Origin of the sequence: Streptomyces sp. NPDC127068, from assembly GCF_042724695.1 — a bacterium.
GTDB lineage: Bacteria > Actinomycetota > Actinomycetes > Streptomycetales > Streptomycetaceae > Streptomyces.
On record NZ_JBHXEN010000020.1, the window covers coordinates 6444 to 20661 of the forward strand.

Genomic DNA, 14218 nt, shown 5'->3' on the forward strand with positions numbered 1-14218 from the left:
CCTACTGTGGGCCTCTGGGTGGTTTCTGGGGGGGGGGGGGGGGGGGGGGGGGGGGGGGGGGGGGGGGGCGGCGGGGGCGGGGGGCCCCCCCCCCCACCCCCCTGGAGCGCAGGCGCTACGGGACGGGTCGGGGCCGGACGGGTCGGCGCGGGGCGCTGACTAGGCGCCGGGGTGCGCCGGGGGCGTGGGGGCGCTGGACGCGCGCACCCGCAGCTCCGGCAGGATCGCGAGCCGGTGTCCGGGGCGCCCGGGGTCGGCGAGCCGGTCGGCCAGCAGGCCGACCGCACTGGCGCCCACCGCGAGCTTGGGCGGCGCGACGGCACTGAGCGGGATGTCGGCGAGGGCGGCGACCTCGTCGTCGTACGCCACGATCGCGAGGTCGTCGGGGACGCGCAGCCCCCGCGCGCGCAGCCGTTGGAGCAGTACGATCGCGTCGTGGTCGTTGTGGACGAGGGCACCGTCGAGTTCGCCCGCCGCCGCTGCGTCGGCGAACCGCTCGACCGGGGCCGAGCGCCCCGCCGGATCGGTGCCCGGCGGCGACAGCCGCAACCTGAGCGCGGCTTTGGGGTCCAGTCCGGCCGCGGCGAGCCCGGCGAGGTAGCCCTCCTCGACCAGCGGGGTGTGCGGGCTGTCCTCGCGCAGCAGCAGTCCGATGCGGCGGCGGCCGAGGTCGGCGAGGTGGCGCACGGCGGCCAGCGCGCCCGCGGCGTGATCGGTGACGACGCTCTCGGTGTCCGCGAGCCCCGGGCCGGGGCGGCGTTCCACGAGGAGGTGCGGAACCGTCAACGCGTTGAGCCACGCCTGGTCCGCCGCCGGACCGCACGGGGTGACGAGCAGTCCGTCGACCCCGTCCGCCAGCAACTGTGCGGCCTGCGCCTGCTCCTCGGCCGGGCTGTACTGGGAGATGCCGAGGACCAGTCGGATGCCGCGGGCCGCGGCGGCGGCCCGCGCCCCCTTGATGACGTCGGGGTAGTAGTAGTCGGCGGCCGGGACGATCAACCCGAAGGTGAGGGGGGCGCCCCCCGCCGGGACCGCTCGGGGCGTCCCGCCGAGCGGACCGCGCGGGGCGCCGCCCGGGGGTTCCCGGCGACCGGATCGCTGCACCGCACCCCCGTGGACCCGGTCCAGCAGTCCCCGTTCGGCGAGGGCCTCCACATCACGGCGGACGGTCACCGAGGAGACCCCCAGTTCCTCGGCGAACTCCGTGACCCGCAGCGAGCCGTGCTCCCGGAGCCTGCGCAGTATCGCCTGGTGCCGTTCTTCGGCGTGCACGTGAATGGGTCTCCTTAGTCCTTGTCCGCGGGGCCTTGCGGTTCCCGGGGTCCCGTTGCTGGTTCCCCCGTACCGACCCGCCCCCGCCCACCGGCCCTCCCCGGCTGAGCCGAAGCCTAGCCGGTGGCCGATCGTTTGTGAACGTTTATGTTCGAACAGTCAATTCGATGCTGAGATGTGCAGACCGTTGCCGCTTCTTGAGCGGGCGTGTTAGAAATCGCTCACTCTTGAGCGTCGCGAGCGTCGCCCCTTCCCGCCCTCATGCCTCGCCTTCTCCTGCTCGCCCCTTGCTCGAATCCGGCTGCCCGCAGCCCCCTTCAGCTGCCCAGCCCGATACGCCCGCGTGCCGGATCCCCCGTCCGGCCGCTCATCCGTCCGGAGGTCCTGCCCATGTCCGAAGCAGCGTCCCGACCCTCCCGCCGACCGTCCCGTGCAGCGCAGCCGCACCCCTCCCTCTCCCGACGCACCCTGCTGCGCCTCTCGATCGCCACCGCCGCCGCCGTTCCGCTCGTCGGAGTCTCCGCCCTCCCCGCACACGCCACCACCGACGTGTACGACGCCCTGCGGCTGAAGTGGCGCGAACTGGTGCTCGGCACCGGATTCGACCCCGCCGCCGCCCCGTACGCGGCCAAGCTGACGGCGCTCGGGGCCACCGCCGGCACCCTGCGCACCACCATGAACCCGGCGAACGGCTCCCTGTGGCCGGACCTGCCGTACGCGGACCCCGAGCCCGACCTCGACCCCGAGTCGTACACCTTCTCCGGCAACCTCGGCATCAGCTACCACCGACTGCGCACGCTGGCCGAAGCCCACGCCCAGCCGGGCACCGGGCTCACGGGCGACCCGGGCCTGCTCGCCGACGTGCTGACCGGCCTCGACCACCTGCACACCCAGGCGTTCAACGCCGGCCAGGCCCGGTACGGCAACTGGTACAACTGGCAGATCGGCATCCCGCAGGCGCTGCTCGACATCTGCACGCACCTCTACGACCACCTGGGCGCCACCCGGTTGACCAACTGGATGGCCGCGATCGACCACTTCGTCCCGGACAGCGTGGTCGCCTCGTACACCGGCACCTCGACGGGAGCCAACCGCGTCGACCTGTGCCGGGTCCTCGCGCTGCGCGGCGTCGTCGGCAAGACCTCCGGCAAGATCGCCACGGCCCGCGACGCGCTGTCCCCCGTCTTCCCCTACGTGACCTCCGGCGACGGGCTGTACGCCGACGGGTCGTTCATCCAGCACGGCACCGTTCCCTACACCGGTTCCTACGGGTCCGTCATGCTCGGCGGACTGTCCCTGCTGTTCACCCTCCTCAAGGGTTCGCAGTGGGAGGTCACCGACAGCGGCCGGCAGATCGTACTGGACTCCGTGGGCCAGGCGTACGCGCCGTTCCTGTACAACGGCCTCGCCATGGACAGCGTCTCCGGGCGTTCCATCAGCCGGGGCCTCCAGAAGTCCGACACCCGGGCCGTGCGCCAGGACGACCACCTGCGCGGCCACGCCATCATCGCCTGCATCGCCCTGCTGGCGCAGAGCGGTTCCCCCGCGGAGCGCAGCAGCATGGACGCGATGGTCAAGGGCTGGATATCCCGCGCGACCATCAACCCCCTGCTCACCAGCCCCGCCCTCGGCGTCGCCCAACTCGCCCGGCTCAAGGCCGTCAACGACGGCGCAGGGCCGGCCGCCCCCGAGCCGATCGGCCACCGGCTCTTCCCCGCGATGGACCGCGCGGTGCACCGTCGCCCCGGGTGGGCGGCGAACGTGTCGATGGCCTCCCGGCGCATCACCCACTACGAGAACGGGAACGGCGAGAACCTCCGCGCCTGGCACAGCGGTTCCGGAATGCTCTACTGGTGGGGCAGCGACTTCGCGAACGGCCAGTACAGCGACAGCTTCTGGCCCACCGTCGATCCCTACCGACTGCCCGGCACGACGGCCTCCACGAAGAAGCTGGCCGACGGCGCGGGCGGCGCCTGGGGCGCGGCGCGTCCCGACGTGCGCTGGGTCGGCGGCGCCACCGACGGCACCTACGGGGCCGTCGGCCAGTACCTCAAGGGCCTGTCCTCCACCCTCAAGGCCAAGAAGTCCTGGTTCTTCCTCGACGACGCGGTGGTGTGCCTGGGCGCCGGCATCCACGCCCGGGACGGCGTCGGCATCGAGTCCGTCGTCGACAACCGCAACCTCGGCGCGGCCGGCACCCACACCTTGACCGTCGACGGCGCCGCCCAGCCCGCCTCCCAGGGCTGGACCGCGACCTTCCCCACCGCCCGGTGGGCGCACCTGGCCGGACACGGCGGTTACGTCTTCCCGGGCGGCGCCCCGCTGAAGGCCCTGCGCGAGACCCGCACCGGGGCCTGGTCCGACATCAACACCGGCGGCACCACGGACCCGGTGAGCCGCCGATACGTCACCCTGTGGTGCGACCACGGCACCGATCCCACCTGGGCCGCCTACGCCTACGTACTGATGCCCGGGGCGACCGGCGCCCAGACCGCGGCCCGCGCGGACGACACCGGTTGGCTCCAGGTCCTCGCCAACTCCGACGAGGTCCAAGGCGTTTCGGTCCCCTCGCTGGGCTTCACGGGGATCAACTTCTGGTTCGCGGGCACCGCGGGTGCCGTCTCGGCGAGCGCTCCGGCCTCCGTCCTGATCCGACGCACCGGCAGCACCGCGGAGCTCCGGGTCAGCGGGCCGCTGCGGGACGGCGCCGCCATCGACCTGACCTGGAACGCCCCGGTCGCCGCCGTCACCGCGAAGGACGCATCGGTCCAGGTGCTGGGCACCGGGGCCGCGCTGCGTCTGCGCATCACTGCGGGAACCCTCGGCGCGGTGCACGCCGCGACCCTGACCCTGGCCTGACCGCGGGGGCACCTCCACACGCCGTGGAGGTGCCCCGCCTGGTGACCCCGCTCCCGGCCCCGGCCCGCGCGCATCGGCCAATAGCTGGCCGGTTGTCGCCCTGCGCCCGCGTGGCGGCCGGGACGGTCACCCCGGAACGCTACGATCACGGCGTGATGACGAACCGGTCACCGCTGTGCAACGTGTCGGCGGTTCAACCCGTCCGACCCCTGCTGCGGTTGTCGGCCCTCGTCCTGCTGCTGCTCGGCGTGGCGCTCGCCCACGGGGTCTACGCCGACAGCGCCGCCGGGCACGCCGCCGCACACCTCGGGGTCGCCCCCGCCGCGCACCACACCACCGAGGGGCACGGTCCCGCACCGGCCGACGCGTGCCCCGCTCCCGTGCAGCAGACCGCGCCCGACGGCGACCACGCGCCCGCACACCCGGGCGAACACTGCGCCTCCGGCCCGTTGCCGTCGGGCCCCAGCGCTCCGGCCCAGGCCGCCGCCCCCGGTGCCCGTCCCGCGGCCCTCCCGCACCTGACCCCGGCCGGCCGCGGAACACCGACGGCACCCCTCCCCGGGCCCGCCGCGGGCCGAGGCTCCACCGTCGTCCAACAGGTGTAGAGCGCACGCACGGCCCCGGTCGTGCGCCGCCCCCGCTCCACCGCCCCGCCCTCCGCACGTCCGAGGGCCGCCCCCCCCACCACTTCGCGCCCTGCAACCGCCGAGGCCCACGGCCTCCCGTGCGGTCGACGGGCGTACGGAGAAACCCCGTTGCCGAAGCACCGCCCGCCCGTGCACCCCCGCCGAAACGGCCCCCGCCCTCCTTCCGCCCGCATCCTGACCGCCCTCGTCCGCGGCGTCGTCCTCGCCGCCCTGGGATGGTGCGTCCTCGCCCACGGCCCCCTCGAACCGGACGGACACGGTTCCGGGCCGCTCCCGGTGGCAGCCGCCCCCGCACCCGCCAGCTCCGAGCACCACCAGCCCGGCGACCACCACGGCGGCGAGGAGTGCGCCACCGACCAGGCACAGCGACTGCCGGTCGCCGCCCCGGACCTCCCCCCGGCCCCCGGTACCGCCGCACTGATCGCCCTCGCCGTGGCGGCCGTGCCGAGGGCGTGCCGCCGCAGCCCCCTGCGCCGTCACATAGGCGGGCGCACCGGCAGAGCCACCTTGGTCCACACCTCGCGGTGGCGGATCTAGACCGCCTTCCCGTGGCCGGAACCCCGGCCGCCGCGCACCGGCCGCTTCGCAGCCGGGCGCGAGATGAGCGCACCCGTGCACCCATCGAAGGAAAGCGAAGGACATGCAGTCCCTACGTGACACCACCACGACCACACCCACCGGTTCGGCCCTCCCCGCGCTGGTGGGGAACACCCCGCTGCTGCGGGTCTCGGCTCCCCTGACCCCCCGGGGCCGCGGCTTCTGGGCCAAGCTCGAAGGCTTCAACCCGGGCGGCATCAAGGACCGGACCGCCCTCCACATGGTCGAACGGGCCCGCTCCCGCGGCACGTTGCTTCCCGGGAGCCGGATCGTCGAGTCGACCAGCGGCACCCTCGGACTCGGACTGGCGCTCGCCGGAATGGTCCACGACCACCCCGTCACCCTGGTGACCGACCCCGGACTCGAACCGTCCATGACCCGCCTCCTCGCCGTGCACGGCACCCGCGTCGACGTCGTCACCGAACCCCACCCGGTGGGCGGTTGGCAGCAGGCGCGGCGCGACCGGGTCACCGCTCTGCTCGCTCAGGAACCCGGCTCCTGGTGCCCCGACCAGTACAACAACCCGGACAACACCACCGCGTACACCCCGCTCGCCCTCGAACTGGCCGCACAGCTCGGACACGTCGACACCCTCGTGTGCAGCGTCGGCACCGGCGGACACTCGGCCGGTGTGGGCCGGGTCCTGCGCCAGCTCTACCCGGACGTCCGGATCGTGGGCGTCGACACCGTCGGCTCGACCATCTTCGGCCAGCCCGCGCGGCCACGACTGATGCGCGGCCTCGGCTCCAGCATCCATCCGCGCAACGTGGACTACGGACTCTTCGACGAAGTCCACTGGGTGGCCCCGGCGGAAGCCGTGTGGACCTGCCGCACCCTCGCCGCCTCCCACTACGCCACGGGGGGCTGGAGCGTCGGAGCGGTCGCACTCGTCGCCGGTTGGCTGGCCCGCACCGACACCCCCGACACCCGGATCGCCGCGGTCTTCCCCGACGGGCCGCAGCGCTATCTGTCGACGGTGTACGACGACGACTACTGCACGCGGCACGGGCTCCTCACCGGCCCGCCGCCGCCCGCGCCCGAAGTGGTGGGCAGCGCGAGCGAGAAGGAGGTCGTCCGCTGGACCCGGTGCGTCGACGTCCGAGACCCGCTCGCCCCCGCGGCGGGCGCCGGCACGGCCCACGCGGCGAACGCGGCGGACGCCCGGTGACCGGCGCCACCGGCACCCTCGCGCAGTTGCGCAGCCATCCGCGCGGGGTGCAACTCCTCCTCGTCAACCAGTTCACCATCAACCTCGGCTTCTACATGCTGATGCCGTACCTCGCGGCACACCTGTCCGGCACCCTCGGGCTCGCCGCCTGGGCCGTGGGCCTCGTCCTCGGCGTGCGCAACTTCAGCCAACAGGGCATGTTCCTGGTCGGCGGCACCCTCGCCGACCGGCTCGGCCACAAGCCGATGATCGTCGCCGGATGCGTCCTGCGGACCCTCGGGTTCGCCGCCCTCGGACTGGTCAGCTCCGTCCCCGCGCTCATCGCCGCGTCCGCGGTGGCGGGTCTCGCGGGTGCGCTGTTCAACCCTGCGGTGCGCGCGTACCTGGCGGCGGACGCGGGGGACCGCAGGGTCGAGGCGTTCGCCCTGTTCCAGGTCTTCTACCAGGCGGGCATCCTGCTCGGCCCGCTCGTCGGCCTGGTGTTGACCGGGGTCGACTTCTCACTGACCTGTCTCGTCGCGGCGGGCCTCTTCGCCGTGCTGTCCGTCGTCCAGATCAAGGCCCTGCCGCCCCGCCCCCGGGACCCGGACACGGGCGCGGCCCCGGGCACGGAGAAGGCAACGGGGGACGGACCGCCGGGCGGGGTGCTCCGCCAGTGGCGCGGCATCCTCGCCCACCGTTCCTTCCTGCTCTTCTCCCTCGCCATGACCGGGTCGTACGTCCTCACCTTCCAGGTCTATCTGGCGCTCCCGCTGGAGGTGCGCAGGATCGGCGGCGAGGGAGGTGGCGCGACCGCCGCCGTCGCCCTCCTCTTCGTGGTGTCCGGGGTGTGCACGATCCTCGGCCAGACCCGGATGACCGCCTGGTGCGGAGCACGGTGGGAGCCCGGAGTCGCGGTGGCGATCGGCCTCGTGGTGATGGGCCTGGCCTTCGTCCCCCTGCTGGTGGCGACGGCACTGCCGGTCCCCGAAGCGGGCACCGCTCGGTGGCTGCTCGCCGCGCTGCCACCTGCACTGGCCGCACTGCTCCTGGCCGTCGGCACGATGATCGCCTACCCGTTCGAGATGGACATCGTGGTCCGTCTCGCCGGGGGCCGATGGGTGGCCACGCACTACGGCTTCTACCAGACGGTCTGCGGCATCGGCATCACGCTCGGCAACCTGGTGACCGGCGCGGCAGTCGATGCCTCCCGTGCCGCCGGAGCGCCCGCGTTGCCCTGGGCCGCGTTGGGCGTCCTGGGCCTCGGTAGTGCGGTGGCACTGCACGCCCTGCACCGGGCGGGCCGTTTGGCACCCGCCCGGCCCGTGACCGTCTGAGCCCGGACGGTGGGGCAGGCGTCTGGTGCCTGCCCCACCGTCACCCCTGCCCCACCGTCACCCCTGCCCCACCGTCACTCCTGCCCGCCGTGCCGGTGCACGGTCGCCGCGTCGACAGCCTTCGTGCGCAGGCCCGGGACCAGCACCCCCGCCACCGCCAGATGCATCAGCGCCAGCACGGCCCGAGTGCCGCCGTTCATGCCGTCGCCGGTCAACGGCAGGAAGGACACGGCGAGTACGGCGACGGCAACCCCGGTCCAGACGGCACGGGCACGCCGTACCCCGAACCGCTCCAGAGCGGCCAACAGCCCCCAGCCGGCGAGCACCGCCAGCAGCGCGGCTAACCCCACCGCCACCACGCCGATGTCGAGCGTCTGCCCGCCGTCGACGATCCGCAGCCGGTGCCCCAGCAGCGGGTCCGCGACCAGCCACACCAGCAGGGGCGCCAGGACCGCGAGGCCCGACACCCCCCAGCGCCCACCCCGCGCGCTCAAGTGGTGCCGCCCGCGAGCGCGCCGTGCAAGAAGACCTCCACCAGTTCCTGCGTGGACAGCGCCAGCTCGTCCTCCAGGTGCGCATGGGTGAAGAGCAGCCCGAAGAAGAGGGCCGCGATCTGCTCCGGCGGTCGTCGCCATGCGGCCTTGTCGGGCTCCAGCAGATCCACGAGGGCTGCGCGGATGCGGGTCGCCGACTCCTCGCGCCCCGCGCCGCGCACCGTGCCGGGATGCTTGCCGCCGCGGTGTCCTGAGGTGTGCAACGAGCCGGCGATCGCGCCCATGCGGGACAGGTGTGCCTGCAACGCCTGCGCCGCCTCCACGAGTCGGTCGGGCAGCGGCTGCGACACCTCGATCGCGTCGAGTTCGCGCACCGCGTGTTCGGGGGAGAGCGCCTCCGCCAGGCAGGCTTGCAGCAACTCGTCCTTGTCGGCGAAGACCCGGAAGATCGTGCCCTCGCCGATGCCCGCGGCACGGGCGACCTTCGCGGTGGTGACCGCGGCGCCGTACTCGGCGATCAGCGGGATCGTGGTCTGGATGATCATCGCGCGCCGCTGCTCCGGCGACATGCCGGGGGCGCGGCGGCGGGTGGTTCGGTTGCGGTTCCCGTCGGGTGCTGTCATGACGACGAGACTACGGAGTGAGTCCTCACTCCGTCAATGAGTGAGGACTCACTCCGTGGAACGCCAGGGCGAAGTGCCCGTGAGTGGGCCCCGGTTCACCGGCGGCTTCGCGGCCCGGCCACCACCCCCCTACACCCGCGCGGCCTCCTCCCCGGGCGTCTCCCGCACGGCCACCGGCTCCGGCGCCGGCCGTGTCTCGGGCAGCGCGACGAAACAGGCCAGGCTCAACACCGCGACCCCGGTCAGCCAGCCGGCGACCCCCCACGGCGGCCGGGCGCCCTCCGACAGTGCCGTGGCGACGAGGGGGGTCACCGCCCCGCCGAGCACTCCGGCCAGGTTGTACCCCACCGCCGCCCCGGTGCAGCGCATCCGCGGCTCGTAGAGCTCCGGAAGGTACGCCGCGATCACCGCGAACATCGTGACGAAGGCGATCAACGCCACCATGAACCCCAGGAACATCAGCACCGGTTCCCCCGTGTCCAAGAGTGCGACCAGCGGGAACATCCACACCACCGAGAGGGCGCTGCCCGCCAGGCACAGCGGACGCCGGCCCACCCGGTCGCTGAGCAGCGCGACGGCCGGCGTCAGCGCCCCCTTGACCGCGACCGCCACCATCACGCACGTCAGCATCACCGAGGAGCTGACGCCGACCCGATCCGTTCCGTAGGCGAGTGCCCAGGTCGACACCGAGTAGAAGGTCGCGTACCCCACGGACAGCGCGCCCGCGGTGAGCAGCACCAACCGCCAGTGTCCGCGCAGGACTTCGGTCACGGGTGCGCCCGCGCGTTGCCCCGATTCGCTCAGTTCGCGGAACTGCGGGGTCTCCGTCAGGGAGGAGCGCAGCACCAGGCCGGCCGCGGCGAGCAGGCCGGCCGCCCAGAACGGCACCCGCCATCCCCAGGACTGGAACTGGGCATCCGTCAGCTGGGCCGAAAGGGCCAGCATCATGCCGTTGGCGAGGAGGAACCCCAGCGGCGGACCCATCTGCGGGAAGCTCCCCCACAGTCCGCGCCGGCCGGCGGGCGCGTGTTCGGCCGTGAGCAGCACCGCCCCGCCCCACTCGCCGCCCAGGCCGATGCCCTGGAGGAAACGCAGCACCAGCAGCAGCGCGGGAGCCGCCGCCCCGATCGACGCGTACGTCGGCACGCACCCCACCGCCACGGTGGCCGCCCCGGTCAGCAACAGCGAGCCGAACAGCACGGGACGCCGTCCGTAGCGGTCACCGATGTGCCCGAACACGACGGACCCCAGTGGACGGGCCACGAAGCCGACGCCGAAGGTGGCGAACGCGGCGAGGGTCCCGGCCAACGGGGAGAAGGACGGGAAGAACAACGGGCCCAGCACCAGCGCGGCAGCGGTGCCGTACACGAAGAAGTCGTAGAACTCGACGGCGGTCCCGATCAGGGAGGCGGTCGCGAGCCGCAACATCGACGGGGCTCCGCTCCGGCCGGACGCGGACGACGGAGGGCGACGGGAAGACATACCGGACCAACGCCGCTCACCCGGCGCCGGTTACGCCCCGGCCCGGCCCGGACGGAGCGCACGTCGGGGGCACGGACGGTGCCGTGTGCCGGACCGTGTGCGACCCCTCGTCGTGACCGGGGTGCGTGCGGGTCGCCGGGCGGCCTGCCCGGTCCCGGCCCCGCCCCAGCCCACGCGTGCGCATGGTTCGTGCGGCCCCGCCCGGCGAGCGGCCCCCGTCGGGCGACACATGCGCCTAGCCTTCCGGACATCGCCGCATTCGGCACTCGCACCATCACCGGAATCAGCGGGATCCGCGAGAACAGCGAGATCCGCGACACCAACGCAGTGCTGCCGGACCGTCCGCGGTCGCGCGGGTCACGGCACCTGCCCTTCTCGGAGGTTGCCCATGCTGGAGAGCATCGTCGTCGTCGGTGGGGGAACGTCGGGCTGGATGACGGCGTCCTACCTGAGTGCCGCATTCGGGGACCGGATATCCGTCACCGTGGTCGAATCCGATCGGGTCCCGACGATCGGCGTGGGGGAAGCCACCTTCAGCACCGTCCGGCACTTCTTCGAGTACCTGGGGCTGGCCGAGCGGGATTGGATGCCCGCGTGCAACGCCACGTACAAACTGGGAATCCGGTTCGAGAACTGGCGGGCGCCGGGGCACCACTTCTACCACCCGTTCGAGCGGCAGCGGGTGGTCGCCGGCTTCTCCCTGCCCGACTGGTGGCTGGCCCGGTCCGCCCCGGCCGGCCGCTTCGACGAGGAGTGCTTCCTCGTCGGCACCCTCTGCGACAACGAGAGGTCGCCGCGCCACCTGGACGGTTCGCTTTTCGAGGGCGACCTGGCCGACCGGTCGCCCGGCCGCAGCACCCTGACCGAACAGGGCACCCAGTTCCCCTACGCCTACCACTTCGACGCCGCGCTGCTCGCCGGATACCTGCGCGACTACGCCGTGGCCCGGGGGGTGCGGCACGTGGTGGACGACGTGGTGCGGGTGGCGCAGGACGCACGCGGCTGGATCACCCATGTGGCCACCCGCACCAGCGGTGACCTGGCCGGTGACCTCTTCGTGGACTGCTCGGGCTTCCGCGGCCTGCTGATCAACGAGGCGGTCGGCGAGCCCTTCGACTCGTACCAGGAGACCCTGCCCAACGACAGCGCGGTGGCCCTGCGGGTCCCCGTCGACATGGAGCGCCGGGGGCTGCGCCCCTGCACCACGGCCACCGCCCAGGACGCCGGCTGGATCTGGACGATCCCGCTGTACGGCCGGATCGGCACCGGCTACGTCTACGCGCGCGACTACTGCTCGGCCGAGGACGCCGAACGCACCCTGCGCGCCTTCGTCGGACCCGCAGCCGACGACCTGGAGGCCAACCACCTCCGCATGCGGATCGGCCGCACCCGCCGTTCCTGGGTCAACAACTGCATCGCGGTGGGACTGGCGAGCGGATTCGTCGAGCCGCTGGAATCCACCGGGATCTTCTTCATCCAGCACGCCGTGGAACAACTCGTCAAACACTTCCCGGACTCCGATTGGAACCCCGGACTGCGCGACTCCTACAACCGGCTCGTCGGGCGCTGCATGGACGGCGTACGGGAATTCCTCGTCCTGCACTACTACGCCGCCGCACGCGCGGACAACGCGTACTGGAAGGACACCAAGACCCGGAAGATCCCCGACTCCCTCGCCGAACGCATCGAGCAGTGGCGCACGAAACTCCCGCACGCCGAGTCCGTCTATCCGCACTACCACGGATTCGAGGCGTACTCCTATGTGTGCATGGTCCTCGGGCTCGGCGGTATTCCGCTGTCGCCGTCGCCCGGGCTCCGGCTCCTCGACCCCACCGCCGCGCAGCGCGAGTTCCGGCTGCTCGCCGCCCAGGCCGACGAGCTGAAACGTTCCCTGCCCAGCCAGTACGCCTACTTCGCCCAGTCCCGCTGACCGCGGCGCCGGGAGCCGTGGATCATGACGGATCTGCTGGTGGCGGGGCTGCACCTGCTCGCCCTGTTGGGAGTCCTCGCTCTGGTCGCGGCCGTCGGGCGGGTCGTCGCCGGGTGGCTGGGATTACCGCTCGTGATCGGGGAGATCCTGGTCAGCCTGCTGGTCGGCCCCGCACTGCTCGCCGTCGTCGGCAGGCACCGGTTCGACACGCTGTTCCCCGAGCAACTCGCCGACCCCCTCAAGGCGGTCGGCGAGATCGGCCTCGTCCTGTTCCTCGTCGGTGTCGTCCACGGCCTGGACCGCGGTGCGGCCGACCGGGGGAACCGCACCGTGCTCCGGGTGACGGCCGGGGTGTTCCTGCTGCCGCTGCTGACCGGGCTGGTGTTCGCCGGATGGGTGGGGTGGGCCGGGGGGCCCGCCCTGCTCGGAACGGCTCCGCTGTCCGCGCTGGTGGTGATGCTGACGGTGGCGATGAGCGTCACCGCGGTCCCCGTACTGGCGTGCATCATCGACGAACGCGGGACCGGGCTCGGCCGTTCCGCTCCGCTCGCCCTGCTGTCCGCCATCCTGCTGGACACCGTGGCCTGGTTGCTGCTCGCGGTGGCCCTCGGACTGGCGGCCGGCGGAGTGTGGGGCGTGGCCGGCGCGTTCGCGGCGCTCGGAGCCGGTGTGTTGGTGACCCGGTGGGGACGTTCGGCCCTGGGACGCCCGTACGTCGACGCGGCGGCCGGACGGCATCCGAGGGCCGCGGCCGTCGTCCTCGGGGCCATCGCCCTGGCCGCGGCGGCCGGGGCGCGCGAGGCCGGACTGACCGTCGTCCTCGGCGCCTTCCTCGCCGGGGTGCTCCTGCCCAAGACCCGGGCCGGACCCTGGGAGGGGGTGATCGAGCCGGTCGTCCGGCTCGGACGGCTGCTGCTGCCGGTGTTCTTCGTCGGCACCGGAATCACCCTGTTCACCGAGTCCCGCGCGACGCTGCCCTGGGCCGCGACGCTGCTGTGCACCGCTCTGGCCGTCATCGGCAAGGTGGGCGGGGGGTACCTCGGCGCCCGCTGGGCCGGGGAGGACCGGGTCACCGCGCTGCGCGTCGGCGTCCTCGTCAACACCCGGGGCCTCACCGAGATCGTCGTCCTCCAGGTCGGCTACGCGGCGGGCATCCTCACCCCCGGCCTGTTCCTCGCGATGCTGGTGATGGCGCTGGCCACGACCGGTCTGACCGGACCGCTGCTCTCCCTCATCGATCACTGCGCGGCCCGTCGCGAGCCGCGCACGCTCCAAGGCGGTGTGCAGTGAACCTGTCCGACACGATCACCCCCACCCGGTTCCGCGCACTGATGGCGGGGTTCCCCAGCGGGGTCGCCGTGCTCACCGCGGCCGACACGACGTCCGGGCGGCCCTGGGGCATGACCTGCTCCGCGGTGTGCGCGGTCTCGCTGACACCGCCGACGTTGCTGGTGTGCGTACGCGTGGGCAGCCCCACCCTGGACACCATGCTCCGGGCGGGCCTGTTCGCGGTGAACCTCCTGCACGACGGGGCGCGCGCCACCGCCGAACTGTTCGCCTCCGGTGCCCCGCACCGCTTCGACCAGGTGCGCTGGGAGCAGGGCGGGGGCCGCGGTGGCCCCCACCTCGTCGACGACGCGCACACCGTCGCGGACTGCGTGATCAGCGGCCACCAGGTGGTCGGCAGTCACACCGTCGTCTTCGGCGAGGTGTACGGAGTGCGGCAGCACCGGGTGCCCCGGCCCCTGCTGTACGGCCTGCGACGGTACGCCGTGTGGCCGCACGACGGGGAGGAGGTCCCCCCGGGCCACACCGTCACCTGACCCGAGA

The 14218-nt window shown here is 73.3% G+C and carries 12 protein-coding genes; 8 read left to right on the forward strand and 4 right to left on the reverse strand.

The features are described from left to right. Nucleotides 1-159 precede the first annotated feature (159 nt). Nucleotides 160-1272 carry a substrate-binding domain-containing protein gene (locus ACFWIA_RS14840; RefSeq protein ID WP_387004196.1) on the reverse strand — a complete coding sequence of 371 codons (1113 nt, stop codon included), beginning with the start codon at nt 1270-1272 and terminating at the stop codon, nt 160-162. A gap of 390 nt (nt 1273-1662) precedes the next feature. Between ACFWIA_RS14840 and ACFWIA_RS14845 the strand changes: the two genes are divergently transcribed. The 5 genes from ACFWIA_RS14845 to ACFWIA_RS14865 all read left to right on the forward strand — a co-directional run bounded on the left by ACFWIA_RS14845 (nt 1663) and on the right by ACFWIA_RS14865 (nt 7859). Next, nucleotides 1663-4131, forward strand: a complete 2469-nt coding sequence (locus ACFWIA_RS14845) for a polysaccharide lyase 8 family protein (RefSeq protein WP_387004199.1) — start codon at nt 1663-1665, stop codon at nt 4129-4131. Between the two features lie 152 nt (nt 4132-4283). Next, nucleotides 4284-4736 carry a hypothetical protein gene (locus ACFWIA_RS14850; protein WP_387004202.1) on the forward strand — a complete coding sequence of 151 codons (453 nt, stop codon included), beginning with the start codon at nt 4284-4286 and terminating at the stop codon, nt 4734-4736. A gap of 171 nt (nt 4737-4907) precedes the next feature. Continuing rightward, entirely contained in the window at nt 4908-5315 is a 408-nt protein-coding gene (locus tag ACFWIA_RS14855; protein ID WP_387004205.1) for a hypothetical protein, read from the forward strand. A 103-nt stretch (nt 5316-5418) separates the two neighbouring features. Next, on the forward strand, nt 5419-6543 hold the full coding sequence (locus ACFWIA_RS14860) for a PLP-dependent cysteine synthase family protein (protein ID WP_387004208.1): 1125 nt from the start codon (nt 5419-5421) through the stop codon (nt 6541-6543). After that, nucleotides 6540-7859, forward strand: coding sequence for an MFS transporter (locus ACFWIA_RS14865; RefSeq protein ID WP_387004210.1), 1320 nt, complete (start codon nt 6540-6542; stop codon nt 7857-7859). Before ACFWIA_RS14860 ends, ACFWIA_RS14865 begins: the two co-directional genes overlap by 4 nt. A 74-nt stretch (nt 7860-7933) precedes the next feature. Here the strand turns inward: ACFWIA_RS14865 and ACFWIA_RS14870 are convergent, their stop codons facing one another. The 3 genes from ACFWIA_RS14870 to ACFWIA_RS14880 all read right to left on the reverse strand — a co-directional run bounded on the left by ACFWIA_RS14870 (nt 7934) and on the right by ACFWIA_RS14880 (nt 10404). Next, complete coding sequence (locus tag ACFWIA_RS14870) at nt 7934-8353, reverse strand: DUF6069 family protein (protein WP_387004213.1); 420 nt, start codon at nt 8351-8353, stop codon at nt 7934-7936. After that, nucleotides 8350-8898, reverse strand: coding sequence for a TetR/AcrR family transcriptional regulator (locus tag ACFWIA_RS14875; RefSeq protein WP_387004443.1), 549 nt, complete (start codon nt 8896-8898; stop codon nt 8350-8352). Before ACFWIA_RS14875 ends, ACFWIA_RS14870 begins: the two co-directional genes overlap by 4 nt. A 207-nt stretch (nt 8899-9105) precedes the next feature. After that, nucleotides 9106-10404 (reverse strand): MFS transporter, encoded by a 1299-nt coding sequence (locus ACFWIA_RS14880; protein ID WP_387004216.1) that lies wholly within the window; start codon nt 10402-10404, stop codon nt 9106-9108. 442 nt (nt 10405-10846) lie between these two features. Between ACFWIA_RS14880 and ACFWIA_RS14885 the strand changes: the two genes are divergently transcribed. From ACFWIA_RS14885 to ACFWIA_RS14895, 3 genes are read left to right on the forward strand one after another with little or no spacing between them, the layout of a single operon-like run. Then, nucleotides 10847-12388: a tryptophan halogenase family protein gene (locus tag ACFWIA_RS14885; RefSeq protein ID WP_387004218.1), complete on the forward strand. Its 1542-nt coding sequence runs from the start codon at nt 10847-10849 to the stop codon at nt 12386-12388. Between the two features lie 24 nt (nt 12389-12412). Then, complete coding sequence (locus ACFWIA_RS14890; protein ID WP_387004221.1) at nt 12413-13678, forward strand: cation:proton antiporter; 1266 nt, start codon at nt 12413-12415, stop codon at nt 13676-13678. Further along, complete coding sequence (locus ACFWIA_RS14895) at nt 13675-14211, forward strand: flavin reductase family protein (RefSeq protein ID WP_387004224.1); 537 nt, start codon at nt 13675-13677, stop codon at nt 14209-14211. The genes ACFWIA_RS14890 and ACFWIA_RS14895 overlap by 4 nt, the downstream gene beginning before the upstream one ends. Nucleotides 14212-14218: the final 7 nt, after the last annotated feature.